This window comes from Paenibacillus sp. CF095, assembly GCF_900101225.1.
Lineage (GTDB): Bacteria > Bacillota > Bacilli > Paenibacillales > Paenibacillaceae > Paenibacillus.
In genome coordinates, this window is the sequence record NZ_FMZN01000002.1 from 759,057 (window position 1) to 778,997 (window position 19,941).

Here is a 19,941-nt window from a genome sequence, read left to right on the forward strand (position 1 = left end):
AATTGGCCGTTCTCTTGTTGAGTAAGGAAATCGCTTATATCTACCGATAATAAGAGATGTTGAAATCTTGAATTCGGGTCTATACTGATAGAAATGTTGAAATTGGTTAAAAGGTTTATAGGAAAGCAATCGGGAGTCGTGTCCCCCTGAGAGTCAAGAGCGCCCCGGTGTTGAACTCGGAGCCGAGCCGAAGGCAATGGCGACCTTGTCGCGAACGTGGCGAAGCCGAGAGCGTCCCGCTCTTGACCTTGGAGCCGAGCCAAAGGCAATGGCGACCTGCCGCGATCAAGGCAAAGCCGAGAGCGTCCCGCTCTTGACCTTGGAGCCGAGCCAAAGGCAATGGCGACCTGTCGCGATCAAGGCGAAGCTGAGAGCGTCACTCTCTTGACCTTGGAGCCGAGCCAAAGGCAATGGCGACCCTGTCGCGATCAAGGCGAAGCCGAGAGCGTCCCGCTCTTGACCTAGGAGCCGAGCCAAAGGCAATGGCGACCTTGTCGCGAACGTGGCGAAGCCAAGAGCGTCACCTCGCAGTAGAGCGGTCGCATAAGGTTTCGGCAATGAGCCGGAACCTTATGCGGAGCCGCGGGCACACGACAACCCTTCACATAGCAAGACCCGACCCCTCACCGTTGCACCGCTTGTTTCGGGTGTCCAGAGGGCTGCGCCCTCTGGGGCCCTCCCTTGGAAGGGAGGGTTTGGGAGGGATCGAAAAGCCTTTATAAAGGTTTGGATTAACACACTGAGAGGATGAATACTATTGGCGAGCGATAACATTGTCATTAAAGGCGCACGAGCGCATAACCTGAAAAATATCGACATTACCATCCCACGTGACCGCTTTGTGGTATTGACCGGCCTGAGTGGCTCAGGCAAGTCCTCGCTGGCTTTTGACACGATCTATGCCGAAGGACAGCGGCGTTATGTAGAATCATTGTCAGCTTACGCAAGGCAGTTTCTGGGACAGATGGAGAAACCGGATGTTGATTCCATCGAAGGATTGTCTCCTGCCATTTCAATAGATCAAAAAACAACAAGCCGTAACCCGCGTTCCACAGTGGGAACCGTCACCGAAATTTATGATTACCTGCGTTTGTTATTTGCACGTGTGGGCCATCCACATTGTCCGGACCATGGCGTGGAGATCAGCTCCCAAACGGTAGAACAAATGGTTGACCGTATTATGCAATACCCAGAGCGTACCCGGCTACAAATATTGGCACCCATTATCTCGGGCCGTAAGGGTGAGCACAAAAGTGTATTTGCCGATGTGTCCAAGCAGGGCTTTGTCCGTGTGCGGGTGAACGGGGAACTTCGTGACCTGTCAGAAGATATTCAATTGGAGAAAAATAAAAAGCATACCATTGAAGTCGTTGTTGACCGAATTGTCGTTAAAGATGATGTGCAGGCACGTCTGGCCGACTCTATTGAAACAGCACTAAATCTGTCTGGTGGACAACTCCTGGTGGACATTATGGGTGAAGAAGAGCTGCGATTCAGTTCCAACTTTGCCTGCCCGGTGTGTGGATTCAGTATTGAAGAGCTTGCACCACGGATGTTCTCATTTAACAGTCCGTTCGGTGCTTGCCCGGATTGTGATGGGTTAGGTGTCAAAATGATTGTTGACCCTGATCTGCTCGTACCGGATCGGACTAAGACCATCGAAGATGGTGCTTTTGATGCTTGGACAGGTGGAACGTCCACCTATTATCCGCAGTTCCTGAAGTCAGTATGTGAGCACTTCAACATTCCCCAAAATGTACCTGTCGAAGATCTGCCAGCTGAGCAGATGAACAAGTTGTTGCAGGGTACAGGTACGGAGAAAATCCGTTTCCGCTATGAGAATGATTTTGGACAACGGAAGGAAGCACTGGTTACCTTTGAAGGTATCGTGAATAACCTGGAGCGTCGTTATCGTGATACAGCATCTGAAGGTATCCGTGAATTTATTGAGGGTTACATGAGTGCGAAGCCTTGTGGTACATGTAAAGGTCAACGTCTGAAACGCGAGAGTCTTGCGGTTACGATTAATGATCACAACATGGCCTATGTGACTAGTTTGTCCATTGGTGAAGCTGGCCGATTCTTTGATACATTGGAATTGACGGAGAAAGAGCAGACGATTGCCAAACTGATTTTGAAAGAAATCAACAGCCGTCTCGGCTTCCTGGTGAATGTTGGTCTGGATTACCTTACACTGAGTCGTGCTGCCGGAACATTGTCCGGTGGGGAAGCTCAGCGGATCAGACTGGCTACACAGATCGGTTCCAGCCTGATGGGTGTACTGTATATTCTGGATGAGCCAAGTATCGGTCTGCATCAACGGGATAATGACCGTCTGATCTCAACGCTTGCGCACATGCGCGACATTGGTAACACGTTGATCGTGGTTGAACATGATGAGGATACGATGATGGCTGCCGACTATATTATTGATATTGGCCCAGGTGCAGGTATCCACGGGGGTACCATCATGTCACAGGGTACACCGGAGGAGATCATGAATGATGAGAACTCCTTAACCGGTCAATATCTGAGTGGACGCAAATTCATTCCGATTCGTACAGAACGTAGAAGTGTAGGAGACCGTTGGTTGGAAGTACGTGGAGCCAAAGAAAATAACCTAAAGAATCTGAATGTGAAGATTCCTGTAGGTGTATTTACCGCGGTAACGGGTGTGTCAGGTTCTGGTAAATCCACATTAATCAATGAGATCCTGTACAAAACGCTGGCACGTGATTTGAACCGTGCTCGGGTACGTCCGGGTCAGCATAAAGAAATTCGCGGTCTGGAACATATCGATAAAGTCATCGATATTGACCAGTCGCCAATCGGACGGACACCACGTTCCAACCCGGCTACGTATACAGGAGTCTTTGATGATATCCGGGATCTGTTTGCTCAGACGAACGAAGCCAAAGTACGTGGATACAAGAAAGGCCGATTCAGCTTCAATATCAAAGGTGGACGTTGTGAAGCCTGCCGTGGAGACGGTATTATCAAAATCGAGATGCACTTCTTGCCGGACGTTTATGTTCCTTGTGAAGTCTGCAAAGGCAAACGATACAACCGGGAAACGCTTGAAGTGAAATATAAAAACAGAAATATTTCCGATGTGCTGGAGATGACGGTTGAAGATGCAACCCAATTCTTTGAGAACATTCCGAAGATCCATCGTAAAATGCAGACACTGATGGATGTGGGCTTGGGTTATATCAACCTTGGACAACCTGCAACCACATTGTCTGGTGGTGAAGCCCAGCGGGTGAAGCTTGCTTCCGAGCTGTATCGCCGCAGTACAGGGAAAACCATCTACATCCTCGATGAACCGACTACCGGTTTGCATGTCGATGATATCGACCGTTTGCTGAACGTATTGCACCGACTGGTTGATTCCGGGGAATCGGTGTTGGTGATTGAGCATAACTTGGATGTGATCAAAACAGCAGACTATGTTGTTGATCTGGGGCCGGAAGGCGGTAGTGGTGGAGGAACCATTGTTGCAACCGGAACCCCTGAGGATATCATCAAAGTGGAAGCTTCCTACACAGGCAAGTACTTGAAGCCGGTTCTGGAGCGGGATACCGAGCGGAGCAAGGCACTGCAATTGGTGGACTAAGTTTCTCTAACCAGTAGATATATCAATATGAAGTGGCAGTAGTGGCCCTTCTTTTCGAAAAGGTAAAGACGTTGGATTACGATCTGATGTGCTCTGCTTCCGAGAAGAAGGGCTTTTCATTTTGAGTTATGCACAGTGTTTCCTTTGACTAAGGTTATTTCGTGAAAGTGTTTACATATGCATGATGACGAGCATTACAGGAATATTCGGCCAAATTGGCTTTTTTTCATTTTTATGGATGATAGGGCTTGCATTACAAGCAGGGTACAGATAACATAGAGGAAGATATTAGGGTATGCGTTAGCTGTTCAACTATGGTAAGGAGGTCTGTCTATCCATGCTGTTTGCAGAAGCTGCCACGGCGAGTACATCGAATTTTAATGCATTTGATATTTTTGTCATCTTATTTACGATCCTGATTTTCATCGGAGTTGTCCGGCTTCTTCGGGCACCGAAGAAAAATCTGTTTGCGATCGGATTTGCAGTAGTCAGCCTACTGGTATTTCTGATGACAGACTATGCGATGATAACGGGTTGGTTTGCTCAGTAGGAATGCCGTTAAATGTAATTTAAGCCAAAAGAGGTACAGACGAACACTTTCCAGAGAGACATGGAGGGTGTTTTTTTCGTTTATATCGAGCGATAGAACAAGATTCTACCTTCTCTACTAAAATAGGACTTAAAACAATTGTATATCCAGATTCTGTATGATACATTGAGGGATACCGGAATTGCAGATGAGAGAAAGAGAGAATAGATTCAGCAATGAATCCGATGTCGAGTCGCGCAAGAAGGATGTATAGAGAGGGTCAGGTGAGAATATGAGCGTGTTGGGTAAAAAGGGGATAGCCATACTGATGGCTGCTGTACTCTCGATTAGTGTAGCGGCAACGGCCGGTGCAGCTGAATCCAAAGCGGCAATGCAAGCGAAGGTGGTAGACGGTCAAGTCTATGTGAACACCAAGGATCTGCTCAAGGCAGTTGGTGGAAGTGGACAATATGATGCCAAATCAGGAACGTACACGTACAAGGGAAGTGAAGCCATTCCCAGCGTGATCGAAAAGGTATCTCCTTCGGTCGTAGGCATTATTGGGAAATCTACCGAAGTGCAGGACGGTGCAACATCAGACGACCGTTATAATCTTGCACATGGTACAGGTGTCATTATCCGGTCGAACGGATGGATTGTAACGAATGCTCACGTGGTCGACGGATTAACGAATCCGGTTGTCGTAACGACGGATGGCAATACATACAAAATTACGAAAACATACAGTGATGCACTAAGTGATCTGGCGCTAATCAAAATCAATGCCAAATCACTCAAACCGGCGAGCTTCGCCAAAGCTTCACAAACCACTGTTGGAGAAACGGTGATTGCCTTGGGTACGCCGATTTCCTTTTCTTTGCGCAACTCGGCAACGGTAGGGGTAATTAGCGGCTTGAATCGTGGTGTTGAGGCGACCTACCGGTTGATTCAGACCGACACGGCGATTAACCCAGGAAATAGCGGAGGACCGCTGGTCAACCTGAAGGGTGAGGTGGTTGGTATCAACTCGATGAAATTCTCTGCGGTAGGCGTAGAGAGTTTGGGATTTTCGATTCCAGTGGATACCGTTCAATATATCATCGATCAGTTTTTTAAATATGGAAAAATAAAACGTGCAAGTCTGGGGCTACAGCTGGAAGAAAGCTGGTCTGCGATTGTGGGCCTGCCTACAGATGATCCCTTAACGATTACGGGCGTACTGTCTCCTGAAGCCAAGAAAGCCAAAATCAAAGAGGGCGATGTCCTTTACAGTGTCGCGGGCACACGTGTCTCTTCAGTAGTGGATATCAATGAGTTGCTCAAAAAGTATCTGCCTGGACAAAAGGTAAAGCTGTTGATGCAATCGGATGGCGATATCGTCACCCGCACGTTGGTGCTTGCTGATCGCGCAGACATCGTAGACGAGGAAGATGAAGCGTTCCTTGCAGATGAAGAACAATAAAGCCCGGCGATCAGCCCGGATGGAGAGAGGACGAAAGAACGGAATGAAAAAGTCATGGGTACGTGTGCTAAGCACAGGTGTATTAACCGGGATGCTGACCATTGGCGCGGCATTGCCTGTATGGGCATCTGATTTGACGACAAGTGAACTGCGTGTCAAAGCGGGTAGCACGAGCGCCTACATTAACGGCGATAAGCAGGCCATAGCCAAACCTTACAAGTTCAAGGGTGTTACGATGGTGCCTGTCGGTGTGTTCAAGAAAGCATTTGGCAGTGAAATCCGGCTGGAGAAAAATGATGTTGTCAAAATCAAGGAAGGCCCGCACACTGTGACTCTAACGATTGGCAGTTCAATTGCCTGGGTGGATGGTGTAAAACATGAGATGGGTGCCGTTCCCAAGATGGTGAATGGCGTACTTATGGTTCCACTTCGTCCGGTTGCTGCCGGTATTGGAGCGACGCTAGCTCCAACCAGCTCCGGAGAAATGGTCATTCGTCTGTTGCAAACCGATGATTCGGTGGATGATGAGGATGGCATTCATCCGGATGAAGGCAAAACCAGAATTGGCAACAGTTTTTACGGTTGGTCCATTAACTACCCGGCAGACCTTATGGTTTTCCAGACCGGTGAGCAGGAGCGCATGATGACTTTTGGCGCTGCGGACAACAGTTATTATCTTGAAGTGTATGTCAGCGATCAGGATGTGGCTCTGGATGCGGATGATTTGTTGCAGCAACTTGTCCAGGAGGCCAAACAATCGGGAGATACGGTGCTGGATCGTGAAGCGGTGTCGAAAGGCAAAACGCCTTATGCACGGATTATCGTGAAAGATGTAGACGGAATGTTATGGGAGATGCGTCAGTATCTGAGCGAAGGTCGTCAATATGATGTGTACCTCGCAGATTACGAAGCCCTGAATTATAAAGATCTGGGCAAACGTGCAGCGCTACTCAATTCATTCCAGCCAACCTATGCGGAATCGGATCGAACGATCAAGGATCTGTCCACCGTAGATAACGGCATGCGCTCCGCATGGAACGATGACTATGGTATGGAATTGAAGATACCTGCCGGCTGGTCGATGGATAACAATCAGATGATCTATGAAGCCAAGGATGGTGCATTTCTGCAATGGCGTGTCACATCGGCGAAGGCAGGTACTACGGTAAAAGACTGGAGCGGCCAACTGGATAAGTGGATGCGTGAGACATTTACACCAGAGAGTTACGAGCCAATTGGTTCATATACGATGGATATCTCGGGAGAGACTGCCGAGGTGAATGAATTCCGTTATAACTTTGGCGGGGGCTGGCAGACCGAGTTTGATGTTCTTTTGCAGAAGAATGGGTATCGATATTATGCAGAGTATACGTTCCCTGAGGAGCAGGTTGCAGATCGGGCATGGTTTGAACGGATTATGAAAAGTGTGGAGATTAATTTTGATACGGTTTCCGATAATTTCGGTCAGCTGGATGAAGATCCTTATTTGACAGACAAAACGAAGACACTTACACGTACGTCCAAACGTTATCATTACAGTGTAGATATTCCGCGTTACTGGACGCCGTATAGTGATCGATTCGAATATTCACCTGTGGTGTACACCTTTACCGGGGGAGAATTCTCCATTGCGGCTAGCGAAGATAAGTCAATCGAGATGACGGTCAGCCAACTGAGAGAAGCTTATGCAGAAGCCACCAAAACCCGTAAGAACTTCAAGTTGCTTGGCAGTGAGGAGCTGACGTTTGCGGGTGTGCCTGCATTTTCCTTCACGTATCATGAACTGGACAAAGGCGTGCCATATGCGGGTCGCCAGATCGTGTTTGAAAAGGACGGAACAACCTATACGATCACAAGTGGCCTGAATGATGCCAACAAGACAGAAGTTCAGGCGGCAGCCTTGGAAAAAGCAGTGAACTCATTTACTTTTATTAAATAATAGTGATGCAAGCCGGAGGGTCAGAGACCTTCCGGCTTATTTGTTTCCCGTATAAGATAAATTAAAATATTTACACTGGTACTGCAATCGAAGTGTCTAGTGTAAATCTTAATGGAAATGAAAATGGTAAACGGTTTTTTCAGGAAAACGTAGAAGAGTCGGTGCAGAAGTGGTACACTATACTAGTTCAGGAGTTATGACTGCTGATCTGATGATTATGAATGACTGTAAGCTTGGAGTTCAGGCAATACAGACATAATAGATAGATATTGTAATACCGTGACAATGCAGGTGTACCCGATAAGGTGCAGTTTTAAGCTTAGGATGTTCAGGCGTTTAAGGATATAGGGACGAAATCCGGCGGATAGCCGGTTATGGGGAGGATCTACATGAAAACAGCAACAATACGAAGAGAAGACGTTGAACTTCTGGCACCTGCTGGTGACTGGGATTGTATGCGTTCGGCGGTAGCTAATGGCGCAGATGCAATTTTCTTCGGAGTCGAAAAGTTTAATGCACGGGCACGAGCGAACAATTTCCGCATGGACGAGCTGCCGGAGATTATGGCGTTTTTGCACAGTTATGGCGTAAAAGGTTTTTTGACCTTTAATATATTGATTTTTGAAAATGAATTGACGGATGCCAAAGAACTGATTGACGCTTGTGTCGATGCAGGTGTGGACGCTGTAATTGTTCAGGATTTGGGTTTGGTGAAGATGATTCGCGAGATCTCACCGGATTTCCCGATTCACGGTTCAACACAGATGACGATTACGTCACCGGAAGCGGTTGAGTTTACGAAGCCGTTTGATATGGAACGTGTCGTTCTGGGACGGGAGAACAACCTGAAGCAGATCCAGAAGATTGGGGAACAGGCGAAGCTTCCAATGGAAGTATTTGTTCACGGTGCATTGTGTGTATCCTACTCGGGGCAATGTTTGACTTCCGAAATGTGGGGAGGGCGTTCCGCGAACCGTGGAGAGTGCGCACAAGCTTGTCGTCTTCCATACGATCTGATGGTGGATGGGGTGCACAAACCGATGGGTGATGTAGCTTATCTGTTGTCTCCGAAGGATCTGGCAGCGATTGATCTGATGCCGGAACTGATCGAAGCAGGAGTAACTTCTTTCAAAATTGAAGGACGTCTCAAAACGCCAGAATACGTAGCAAACGTAGTAAGCAAATATCGTAAAGCGATTGACCGTTATTTTGATGGAGATAACACACCGCCAAGTAAGGAAGAAGTTCGCGAATTGCAGCAAAGCTTCTCCCGTGGATTCACGCATGGTTTCCTCAGCGGTACAAACAACAAAGAATTGGTCGATGGAACATTCCCGAAAAGCCGTGGTGTCTATCTTGGTCGTGTAGATCAAGTGTTGCGTGATGGTGTGGTCCTGAAGCTGGATGCACCTGTGAAACGTGGAGACGGGATTGTATTTGACGCTGGAGACCCGACTCAGAAGGAAGAAGGCGGACGGGTATACGATGTACGTCGCAAAGGCGTAAAACTCGAAGGCGAAGCCGAAGAGGGCTGGATCGTTGACGTTGTGCCAGGCCGCAGTGACGTAGATCTGCGCCGCGTGAAAGTTGGCGACAAAGTGTGGAAAACAAATGACCCTGCGTTGGACAAACGTCTGCGTCAAAGCTTCGAGACCGAGAAGCCTTACCGCGTATTCCCGGTAAAAGTAAAAGTTATCGGCAGCCCAGGGCAGCCGCTTAGCACGTGGTGGACAGACGTACAGAAGGGCACAACCGTCCGGATTGATTCCGAGATGGAACTGGACATCGCGCAGAAGCGTCCAATGACACATGAATTGCTCGAAGAGCAGTTCGGACGTCTGGGAGGCACCGTATTCCAGTTGGAAGGAATGGACGTCAACCTGCATGGTGACGTCATCATCCCGATGCGCGAGTTGAATAACATTCGCCGTCAGGCAGTAGAACAACTCGCGGGCGAACGTCCTAAACCACCCGTATATGTGAAACGGGCGGTAGATGTATACGGCGATTCGGTTAAACCGGCATCGCCAGTCGCTCGCGGTCAAGCAGAGTTGACCGCGCTCTGTCGCAGCCTGCCACAAGTGGAGGCAGCGATTGAAGCGGGGATCGGCATGATCTATGCCGACTTCGAGTTTATCAAGCAGTTCCCAGCAGCCGTGGAAGCTGTACATGCCGCTGGTCGCAAGATCGCGCTGGCAACACCGCGTATTCACATGCCTGGGGAGAACGGATATCATAATAACATCCTGCGTCTGAAGCCGGATGCGGTATTGGTGCGTAATACAGGCGCACTGTACTTCTACCTTCGCCACCGGATGGAAAACCCGGATGCGAAGCACCCGGAACTGATCGGCGACTTCTCATTGAACATCGCCAATCACAAAGCAGTAGAATTGTTCCTGGAAGCCGGATGTGACTGGATTACCCCATCCTATGACCTGAACATTCAACAAATGGTTGATTTGCTGGGTCACTCCCGTACAAGTCAGACTGAAGTGGTTATCCATCAGCATCTGCCGATGTTCCACACCGAGCACTGTGTGTATTGTACGTTTATGAGTGAAGGAACGGATTTCACGAACTGTGGCCGTCCTTGTGAGGAACAGCGTGCATCCCTGCAAGACCGGATCGGCATGTCCCACCCGGTACGTGTGGATGAAGGTTGCCGTAATACGGTATACAACGCAGTGGAGCAGTCGGGTGCCGAGTATCTGACCAACTTTATGGATCTGGGTGTATCCCGTTACCGTGTGGAATTCCTGGAAGAGACACCGGAGCAGGTACGCGAAGTAATTGATCTGTACAACCGTGCACTGCGCGGCGAGATCAGTGGTACACAAGTTTGGAAAACACTTAAAGCAACAAACCAACTGGGCGTTACACGTGGTCAATTGGTGAAATAAACAGATTGTATTTTACATCAACATTTACAATCAAGCATGAAGCAACCCCAATCTCTGCTTTAAGGAGCTCTTGGGGTTTTTTTACATCATGACACAGGAGGCGAAGAAGCGTGGCGCCATTCACAATTATGGATATCAAATTGCTGTGCGGGGTCACGGCATTCAAGCGCGGAGAAGATTATAACCAATCTGGCAGAGTGACCAATCTGGTGGTTAGTGAGGATCAGCTTCATTATGAAGCACAGGTACGTGGATCGGAGCGCTATCAGGTGACGGTGGATATAGATGGATCAGGTGAGGTTGTGGCAGGCTGCAGTTGTCCGGGTGACGGCAGACATTATGACTATTGCAAACATGTCGCTGCTGTCCTGTTGGCTATTCACGAATGGGGTGAGCAGCAGGAGCGTAATGCCACGATTGCCTCTGGGAAGCCTTCTCAACCTGCTACAGGCCAAGGAACTGGTTTCAGCTCAGGTTCCAAGTCCAGGGTCGGGACACTGGTCGAAGAGAGCATGTGGGAGCGCCCCCAATCTGCTTCACAACGAGAGCAACTGAATGATGCTCCAAAGCGTCCTCCGGTTCATTTTGCCCAGGCAGGTCGTCCAAGCTCATCTTCGGGGTGGGGGCGCTCGGCAGATAAACCTTCTTACCGTACGGCGGATCAGATTCTGTCCATGTTTGCCAAGGATCGGAGAACGCTGCATGGAAATGACCGTAAATACACCGCTCCTGTCAGCCGATCCTCCTTGCGGGAAGAGTTGCAGATTCAGTTTATACTCAAGCTGATACAAGTTCACAAGGGTGGCGGGAAACTAGCTCTTGAATTGAAAGTGGGTAACAAACGTCTGTATGTGGTGCAGAAAGTGAAACAATTCCTGAACTGCATCGAAAAGGGCGAGCCCATGTCATTTACCAAGCTGTTCCACTATGATCCACTGATGCATGTGTTCAATCCGCAGGATCAGGCGATTCTCTCGATGCTCATTCGAATGAGGCAAAGTGAAGAGGCATACCGCGAATCCATTTCCGGTTATCTGGGAGCTTCGGACGGACGGGATATATTGATTGCTCCGCTCGTATGGAAGCCATTGCTGGAATTGCTGCTACAGGCTGACAGCCGAATGGAGGGCACGGGATTTGCCAATGGACCACTCACACTGGGTGAGGGGGTACTTCCTTTATTTTACCGGATCGCCCAGGGAGCGAATGAAGGATATCAGCTTGAAATTTCCGGACTGCGTGAGCTGATCCTTCTCCCTGCATATGATGCCGCTGTGGTAGAAGGACAGTTACATATGTTGGAGCCGATGCAGATGCGAAGTCTGGAGGACTTGAGTGGGGCACTCACTTCATATGGAATCAAGGAAAGCATTGATATTTCGACTCAGCAGGTGGATGAGTTTGTACAGCATGTCGTGCCAGAACTGCGTACGCTTGGGCATTTGTCCATTGATTCGCAGGTGCGTGAACAGATCGCGGAACCGGAACTTTCACCGAAGCTGTACATTGACTTCTATCGTGAACGTATTACAGCGCGTCTGGAATTCGACTATGAGGTCATGGTTATTAATCCGCTTGCAGAGTATTTAATAGACGAAGAAGAAAAAAAGGTTATTTTGGTGCGTGACCGATACAAAGAGCGGAATCTGATTGAACGGCTTGATCGATCCTTTCTCGAAAGGGATGGTAGTGTCTGGGCTAGTGAACGGGAAGATGCCATCTATGATGTCATGTATCATCTGGTGCCTGAACTTGAGAAACAGGTAGACATCTACATGCCGAACGCCGTGAAGGCGATGGTGCAATCCTATCCAACACCGCCGAAAGTACGAGCAGATTTGGGAAGAGGATTGGACTGGCTGGAGATTTCATTCGAGATGGAAGGTGTGGACGAGCAGGAGCTTCAGGAACTCATGCGTCGCATTGTGGAAAAGAAACCATATTTCCGTCTCAAGAGCGGTGTCTTTCTCTCACTTGAAAATGAAGGTGCAGATAGCTTCGCTCACATGGCCGATTCACTCGGACTGGGAGCAGGTGACATCAAGAGCAGCCATATCCGGCTGCCAGCTGTTCGGGCGTTGCAATTGCCGGGCAGGGATGAAGTCTCCGGTCATGTGAAGTGGGGAGGCTCCCTTAAACGTTTCCTTGATGATCTGCGTGATCCCGAACGGATGGATTTTGCATTGCCGGGATCTCTGACCCCCATCCTGCGGGATTATCAGAATAGCGGATACCAGTGGCTGCGTACCCTCGCTTATTATCGTTTTGGCGGCATTCTGGCGGATGATATGGGACTTGGCAAAACGTTGCAAAGTATCGCCTATATCACAGCAGTGCTTCAGGAGAAGCCCGAGTACAATATGGAACATACGGGCGTTGATAAATACCGGGAGAGCGGAGCATTACGAGGCAGTGAAACGTTGGCGACTTCCGACATCGATCCCGAAACTGGGCTCCCATTGGATAAGATGGGTTCAGAGAATACGGATAGCTTATGGTCCACGATGCAGCAGGATGGACTGACAATCCGAACGAGGGTTATTCATCCCCCGGTACTCGTCGTTGCGCCTGCCTCGCTGACTTACAACTGGGCTAATGAGTTTGCGCGGTTCGCCCCGCATCTGAACGTACTGATTGCCGCAGGTCAGAAAGAAGAGCGAGCCAATATGCTTTCTGGCATGGATGAGGCAGATGTAATTGTGACGTCGTATCCTCTGTTGCGACGGGATTTGGACACCTACCTGGGCCGAACCTTCCATACGCTCATTCTGGATGAAGCTCAGGCAATCAAAAATGCTTCTTCCCAGACCGCGCAGGCAGTGAAACAAATTCAGGCGCCGCGTCGTTTTGCACTCACAGGAACGCCTGTAGAGAACTCGCTGGATGAATTATGGTCTATTTTTGAAGCCGTATTCCCAGGGTTGTTTCCAAGTTACAGAAGATTCCGCGACCTTCCTCCGGAACGGATCTCGCGGATGGTGCGTCCGTTTATTCTGCGCCGCTTGAAGAAGGATGTGCTGGAAGAATTACCTGATCGAATTGAAACAGTACAGCGCTCAGAGCTCACGGTTGAACAGAAGAAACTGTACGCCGCATACCTCTCCCAGCTTCAGGATGAAGCATCGAAGGACATGGAGGATAACGGATTCCAGAAGAATCGTATCAAAATTTTGGCTGGCATCACGCGCTTGCGTCAGTTGTGTTGTCATCCGGCCCTCTTTGTCGAAGGGTATCAAGGCGATTCCGGGAAAATGGAACAGTTGCTCGAAACGGTCGAGGATTGTTTGGCTGCGGGCAAACGTATTCTTATCTTCTCCCAATTTGCGAGTATGTTGAACCTGATTCGGCAGACGCTCGCAGCACAGGGAAGAAATCTGTTCTACTTGGATGGTCAGACCCCTGCACAGAGCCGTGTTGAGATGTGCCGCAGATTTAATGAGGGCGAAGCTGAACTGTTCCTGATTTCCCTGAAGGCTGGAGGAACAGGGCTAAACTTAACGGGTGCAGATACCGTTATATTATATGATCTGTGGTGGAATCCCGCGGTGGAAGAACAAGCCATTGGCCGTGCCCATCGCATGGGACAGAAACAAGTGGTGCAAGTCATTCGTTTAGTTACCGAAGGTACAATCGAAGAGAAGATTTTGGAGCTCCAGCAGCGGAAGAAGGACTTGATTGCCGAAGTAATTGAACCGGGAGACGGGGGATCGACGACCTTATCCGAACAGGATATCCGCGAATTGTTAATGGTATAATGGAGTCCAAGCATCCTAGCAATAAGAAGCATTAAATATATGAATCTATACAAGATGGACTAATCATTTACATGATAACGGAGAGGACAGAAATAACCTGAAAAAGCGAAGCGTTCGCCTAAAAGCTTTCTGAAAGAAAGCTGCATCGGAAGCATACGCTATCCCCGGATTTTCCCCTTTAAAAAAGGGAATGAAAAAATCTGGGGGTAACAGCGATTGGAAGGTTGTTCTGTCATCGTAGTGTCAGTGTAAATAATCTTTAGTTCAACTTATCTAGCAAAAGGAGTGGGTTCGTGTGCGTATTCGCAAAGCGATTATTCCAGCTGCAGGGCTGGGTACCCGGTTTCTGCCTGCCACCAAGGCGATGCCTAAGGAAATGCTGCCCATCGTGGACAAGCCAACGATCCAGTATATTATTGAAGAAGCCGTAGCTTCAGGCATTGAAGATATCATTATTGTGACAGGTAAAGGGAAGCGGGCTATTGAAGATCACTTCGACTATTCATTCGAGCTGGAGCAGAATCTGGCGGACAAACAGAAGTGGGACTTGCTTAACGAAGTACGCAAACCCTCCGAGATGGCAGATATCCATTATATCCGTCAAAAGGAACCGAAGGGACTTGGTCACGCCATCTGGTGCGCCCGCAAGTTTATCGGCAACGAGCCTTTTGCCGTCCTGTTAGGGGATGACATTGTGGAAGCCGACCATCCCTGCCTGAAGCAGATGATCGATGTCTACGATGAACTGCAATCTCCGATCGTTGGTGTACAGCCTGTTGATTGGAGCGAGGTATCCCGCTACGGGATTGTAGACGGAGAATTGCTGACTCCTACCGATGATCGTGTCTTTCGCGCGCGCCGCTTAATTGAGAAACCAAAGACTGAAGATTCCCCTTCCAACCTTGCTATTATGGGACGTTATATTCTTACACCAGATATCTTCGAGATCCTAGGTCAACAATCGGCTGGCGTTGGGGGCGAAATTCAGCTCACGGATGCCTTGTCCCGATTGAATGAACAGCGGCAGATTCTCGCATATCATTTTGACGGACTACGCCATGATGTTGGTGAGAAGTTGGGCTTTATTGAGACATCGATTCACTACGCGTTGCAGCGCCCGGATCTACGGACAGATCTCTTAAAGTATTTGGAACAGGTCGTAAAGGATCAATAAATGGTTTTCCGCATGCCCTTGAAGTCCAGCCGAAGAATGATATCGCGGCTGGACTTTAATTTATTTTATGGAAGAGTAAATATGAGGGTTATACAGGCCAATGAACAAACACTTACCCGACACTTTACATATACATAGTCAATATGAAGAAATGATGTTAACAGCAAAACGGAGGGATGTCATGAAGGTACTTCCGCTGTTTATGGATGGCGCTGCCATCTTGGAACCCAAGGTTTATGGTGATCACCGTGGATATTTTATGGAGAGTTATAATGAGCAGGTTCTGCATGAACAGGGAATACAGCACGTCTTTATTCAGGACAATCAATCCTTATCGGCTGAAGCGGGTGTTCTCCGTGGGCTTCATTACCAGCTCCAGCCCAAAGCACAGACTAAATTGGTGAGGGTTATATCAGGGGCTATATATGATGTGATTGTGGATGTCCGCACGTCATCCCCTACCTTTGGCCAATGGAAAAGTGTCATTCTAAGTGAGTACAACCAGCGGCAACTGCTTGTTCCTCAAGGATTTGCTCATGGTTTCTGCACCTTGGTGCCTCATTCCCAGGTAACTTATAAGGTAGACGCCTATTATTCGCCTGAACATGACCGTGGAATTCTGTGGAACGATCCTGCGCTCGCCATTGATTGGCCTGTGACGAAACCTATATTATCGGAGAAGGATCAGAAGCATCCTTTACTGAAAGATGCTGAACTGAACTTCGACTAATTAATCAGACTTTTCAGATACTTCTGTATCTGGAGGCAGAGGGAGAGAGACAGCATGAAACTACTGGTTACGGGTGGGGCCGGATTTATCGGCAGCAACTTTGTATTATATATGCTTCGTGAACATCCGAGTTATGAGATTATCAATGTGGATGCATTAACGTATGCGGGGAACTTGGAGAACTTGCATACAGTAGAGTCCAATCCCCAATATACCTTCATCAAAGCAGATATTGCAGATGTACAGCAGATGGAAGCTGTTTTTTCCCAAGGCATTGATGTGGTTGTGAATTTCGCTGCCGAGTCTCATGTGGATCGAAGTATTCTGTCCCCGGATATCTTTGTGCGTACCAATGTGATGGGTACTCAGGTTCTATTGGATGCGGCAAAGAAATATCAAGTCACCAAATTTGTTCAGGTATCGACAGATGAGGTATATGGATCACTAGGTGCAACAGGTTTATTTACTGAAGAAACCCCTCTGATGCCTAACAGTCCTTACTCTGCAAGTAAAGCTGGCGGGGATCTGCTCGTAAGAGCCTATCATGAAACGTTTGGACTTCCTGTAAATATTACACGTTGCTCTAATAACTACGGACCTTTTCAGTTCCCGGAGAAACTGATTCCGCTGATTATATCCCGTGCATTAAATGATGAAGCCATTCCAGTATATGGTGACGGGCTCAATATTCGCGACTGGCTTTATGTCGAGGATCACTGCAGCGCGATTGATTTGGTGATTCATAATGGACAATCTGGAGAGGTATACAACATTGGAGGTAGTAATGAACGTACTAATATATACATTGTGGAGAGCGTATTGGAGCAACTGGGTAAGCCAGCGAGTTTGATTCAATATGTACAGGATCGGTTGGGTCATGACCGACGTTACGGTATAGATCCTACCAAGATACGTACAGAGCTCGGCTGGCAACCTGCACACAATTTTGAGACAGGGATCAAGGAGACGATCCAATGGTATCTGAAACATCAAGATTGGTGGACGAGAATTCAATCAGGCACGTATCAGGACTATGTTCAGCTTCAGTATGGCAAGCGGATGGGTGATTCGTCCAAATGAACTATAGAGTTATGGTGACTGGCGCGGCGGGACAGCTGGGTTATGATGTAGTGAAGACCTTCGAAGCAGAGGGTCATCAGGTATTGGCCTGTGACAAAAACCAGATGGATATTACCGATCAACAGCAGTGCACAGATATGATTAAGACCTTCCGACCCCACATCATAATTCACTGCGCTGCTTACACAGCGGTCGATCAGGCTGAGGTAGATGAGGATACAGCATACGAAATCAATGCATCAGGTACTAGAAATATTGCGGTTGCCGCCGAGAGTGTGAAAGCAAAGCTGGTATATATCAGTACGGATTATGTATTTGATGGGAGTGGTAGTACACCATATCGAGAATACGATGTAACGAATCCGCAGAGTGTTTATGGCAAGTCGAAGCTTGCTGGGGAACGGCTGGTTCAAAGTTTGTGCACGCAATGGTTTATCATCCGAACATCATGGGTGTTTGGCGTGTATGGCAGTAATTTTGTCAAAACCATGCTGGAACTTATGGCGAAACGTCCACAATTGCAAGTTGTTCATGACCAACAAGGTTCGCCTACCTATACGGTGGATCTTGCCCGATTCATTCATACCCTTTCTACGAGTGAAAAGTATGGCATCTATCATGCCTCCAATTCAGGAACTTGCACATGGTACGAGTTTGCACAGGCAATAAGAGAGGAAGCCGGTAAACAGAGTGGGTTCGAGCCGACAGCCGAACTTACGCCATGCACAACCGATCAGTTTCCGCGGCCAGCCCCTCGTCCTGCATACTCGGTGATGGATCATCTGGCGATTCGAACGAACGGTTTGGAACCTCTGAGACCTTGGCGTGAGGCGCTGATTGCATTTTTGAAAGAGTTGAGTGTACTACAAAAGGACTGAGCATGTCGATGGACCTTACTTTATTCCCACAGTCTATCCACCATTTAACAGCCGCCTCGGGCGGCTATTTTGTTTTATACCTCATCAATTCGGGTAGTTAGCTATCAAAAAGGTACTGAGGATGTGAATGTGATATGAAACGCATTGCCGCCGTGTTAATACTACTGATCGTTACCGTGGGCACACTCTTTTTCGCCTATGAAAGCGAGAGTGAGGAACAACGGGACGGATTTACCGCTTATAGATTAATCGCCCATGCGATGGGCAGTATTCGTGATCAACCATATACAAACGCCTATGAAGCGATGATTGCCAATTACGAGAAAGGCACACGTGTTTTTGAGATCGACTTTATGCTGACATCGGATCGCAAAGCCGTAGCCAGACATGAGTGGACCGCTAATATGAGTAAAATGCTAGGACAGGACCAAGAGCTTCCCGAGGAAAAACAGGCCGGAGCGTTGACACATGATGAATTCATGGATACGCCAATCTTGGGCATGTACCAACCCATGGATGCCGATGGCATTATAGATGTACTGGCTCAGTACCCGGATATGTATATCGTAACCGACACCAAGGAACAGAAGGATGAGGATATACAGCAGGTGTTAAGATCCCTCGTGGATGCAGCCAAAGAACATGATCCATCCGTGCTGGACCGGGTGGTTGTACAGATCTATAACGAACCGATGCTTGAAACGGTGAAAGAAGTCTATGCATTCCCTTCCATTATCTATACGTTATATGCCACACAGGATACAGAAGCTCAGGTTGTTGATTTTGTGCAAAAAAATGATATTGATGCTGTGACTATGCCGGAATATAAAGTAAACCAGAATTTTGTCGCCAAGCTGAATAGTGCAGGCTCAGTCACCTACGTGCATACTATCAATGACACTGAACAGGTGGCTAACTATGAGAAATGGGGCGTGTACGGGGTGTACTCGGACGTGCTGACGGAGCAGGAGTTGGATGAGATGAATACACGTTTTGCCTGGAAACCGTAAAAATTAATGTTTTTCTGTTCCCCTTTTTATACGAACATTGACACTCACTGTCTGCTGACTTAGACTTAGTTTACAAGCTTTCTAGGATGCAGAAGAACCTCTGGAGGAATGTTCGTTGATAGAAATGATTAAGCAGTGGAGACATGTGTTTAAGCTTGACCCGGACAGGGAGATTACGGACGAAGAACTCGATCTGGTCTGCATGTCGGGGACCGATGCGATTATCGTCGGCGGATCTTCCGGAATTACTTATGATAATACGGTAGACCTGATGTCCCGTGTGCGTCGTTATGAGTTGCCATGTGTGCTTGAAGTATCTGATCTGGAGGCTGTTGTTCCCGGCTTTGATGGATATCTGATCCCAATGGTCCTGAATGCAACGGACAGCAAATGGATGATTGGGCACCACCAGCAAGCCATAGAGCGTTATGGTTATCTTATCCCTTGGGATCTGCTGATTGCCGAGGGTTATATTGTGCTTAATGCAAACTCCACGGTAGCGCGGTTGACTGGTGCAGATACGGATCTGACGACAGGAGCTGCGGTGGCATATGCCCAGGCTGCGGAGCGTCTGCTCAATCTTCCCATTGTATATATGGAGTACAGCGGAACGTTCGGAGATATGGAACTTGTTGGTGAGACACACAGACAATTGGAGCGGGCACACCTCATCTACGGCGGCGGAATTGATGATCCGGAGAAAGCCACGCAAGCTGCCCAGGTGGCAGATACCATCGTGGTAGGCAACATTGTGTACAGCGATTTGAATAAGGCACTTGAGACGGTGTTGGCTGTAAAAGGTACCATTTAATCGGTTTAGTTTACCATTCCCCCATTTTCCCCTTATGATCTGTTAAAATAGAAC

The 19,941-nt window shown here is 48.2% G+C and carries 12 protein-coding genes; all 12 read left to right on the forward strand.

Annotated features, from left to right (window positions below):
- Window positions 1-757: 757 nt before the first annotated feature.
- The 12 genes from uvrA to BLS69_RS22605 all read left to right on the forward strand — a co-directional run bounded on the left by uvrA (window position 758) and on the right by BLS69_RS22605 (window position 19,887).
- Window positions 758-3,616 (forward strand): excinuclease ABC subunit UvrA, encoded by a 2,859-nt coding sequence (gene uvrA / locus BLS69_RS22550; protein ID WP_091036448.1) that lies wholly within the window; start codon window positions 758-760, stop codon window positions 3,614-3,616.
- A 337-nt stretch (window positions 3,617-3,953) separates the two neighbouring features.
- Window positions 3,954-4,166, forward strand: coding sequence for a hypothetical protein (locus BLS69_RS22555; protein ID WP_017692026.1), 213 nt, complete (start codon window positions 3,954-3,956; stop codon window positions 4,164-4,166).
- A gap of 271 nt (window positions 4,167-4,437) precedes the next feature.
- The gene (locus tag BLS69_RS22560) at window positions 4,438-5,607 is read left to right on the forward strand and encodes a S1C family serine protease (RefSeq protein WP_256332389.1); all 1,170 of its coding nucleotides are present in this window, start codon (window positions 4,438-4,440) and stop codon (window positions 5,605-5,607) included.
- A gap of 43 nt (window positions 5,608-5,650) precedes the next feature.
- Window positions 5,651-7,546 carry a stalk domain-containing protein gene (locus tag BLS69_RS22565; protein ID WP_256332390.1) on the forward strand — a complete coding sequence of 632 codons (1,896 nt, stop codon included), beginning with the start codon at window positions 5,651-5,653 and terminating at the stop codon, window positions 7,544-7,546.
- 389 nt (window positions 7,547-7,935) lie between these two features.
- A complete protein-coding gene (locus BLS69_RS22570) occupies window positions 7,936-10,449 on the forward strand; it encodes a U32 family peptidase (protein ID WP_017692029.1) in 2,514 nt (837 codons plus the stop codon).
- 110 nt (window positions 10,450-10,559) lie between these two features.
- Window positions 10,560-14,204, forward strand: coding sequence for a DEAD/DEAH box helicase (locus BLS69_RS22575; protein ID WP_091036455.1), 3,645 nt, complete (start codon window positions 10,560-10,562; stop codon window positions 14,202-14,204).
- Between the two features lie 295 nt (window positions 14,205-14,499).
- Window positions 14,500-15,378, forward strand: a complete 879-nt coding sequence (gene galU / locus BLS69_RS22580; RefSeq protein WP_091036458.1) for a UTP--glucose-1-phosphate uridylyltransferase GalU — start codon at window positions 14,500-14,502, stop codon at window positions 15,376-15,378.
- Window positions 15,379-15,559: 181 nt separating this feature from the next.
- Window positions 15,560-16,108 (forward strand): dTDP-4-dehydrorhamnose 3,5-epimerase, encoded by a 549-nt coding sequence (gene rfbC, locus BLS69_RS22585; protein WP_091036460.1) that lies wholly within the window; start codon window positions 15,560-15,562, stop codon window positions 16,106-16,108.
- Window positions 16,109-16,162: 54 nt separating this feature from the next.
- Window positions 16,163-17,188 carry a dTDP-glucose 4,6-dehydratase gene (rfbB, locus tag BLS69_RS22590; RefSeq protein WP_091036462.1) on the forward strand — a complete coding sequence of 342 codons (1,026 nt, stop codon included), beginning with the start codon at window positions 16,163-16,165 and terminating at the stop codon, window positions 17,186-17,188.
- Window positions 17,185-18,066 (forward strand): dTDP-4-dehydrorhamnose reductase, encoded by an 882-nt coding sequence (gene rfbD, locus BLS69_RS22595; RefSeq protein ID WP_091036465.1) that lies wholly within the window; start codon window positions 17,185-17,187, stop codon window positions 18,064-18,066. Before rfbB ends, rfbD begins: the two co-directional genes overlap by 4 nt.
- A gap of 134 nt (window positions 18,067-18,200) precedes the next feature.
- Entirely contained in the window at window positions 18,201-19,076 is an 876-nt protein-coding gene (locus BLS69_RS22600) for a phosphatidylinositol-specific phospholipase C/glycerophosphodiester phosphodiesterase family protein (RefSeq protein WP_091036467.1), read from the forward strand.
- 115 nt (window positions 19,077-19,191) lie between these two features.
- Window positions 19,192-19,887 carry a heptaprenylglyceryl phosphate synthase gene (locus BLS69_RS22605; protein ID WP_091036470.1) on the forward strand — a complete coding sequence of 232 codons (696 nt, stop codon included), beginning with the start codon at window positions 19,192-19,194 and terminating at the stop codon, window positions 19,885-19,887.
- The last annotated feature ends 54 nt before the right edge of the window (window positions 19,888-19,941 follow it).

Coding starts and splice junctions, on each gene's coding strand:
- rfbD (WP_091036465.1), top strand. CDS start 17,185: ATGAACTATAGAGTTATGGTGACTGGCGCGGCGGGACAGCTGGGTTAT.
- BLS69_RS22565 (WP_256332390.1), top strand. CDS start 5,651: ATGAAAAAGTCATGGGTACGTGTGCTAAGCACAGGTGTATTAACCGGG.
- BLS69_RS22555 (WP_017692026.1), top strand. CDS start 3,954: ATGCTGTTTGCAGAAGCTGCCACGGCGAGTACATCGAATTTTAATGCA.
- BLS69_RS22600 (WP_091036467.1), top strand. CDS start 18,201: ATGAAACGCATTGCCGCCGTGTTAATACTACTGATCGTTACCGTGGGC.
- rfbC (WP_091036460.1), top strand. CDS start 15,560: ATGAAGGTACTTCCGCTGTTTATGGATGGCGCTGCCATCTTGGAACCC.
- BLS69_RS22570 (WP_017692029.1), top strand. CDS start 7,936: ATGAAAACAGCAACAATACGAAGAGAAGACGTTGAACTTCTGGCACCT.
- rfbB (WP_091036462.1), top strand. CDS start 16,163: ATGAAACTACTGGTTACGGGTGGGGCCGGATTTATCGGCAGCAACTTT.
- BLS69_RS22560 (WP_256332389.1), top strand. CDS start 4,438: ATGAGCGTGTTGGGTAAAAAGGGGATAGCCATACTGATGGCTGCTGTA.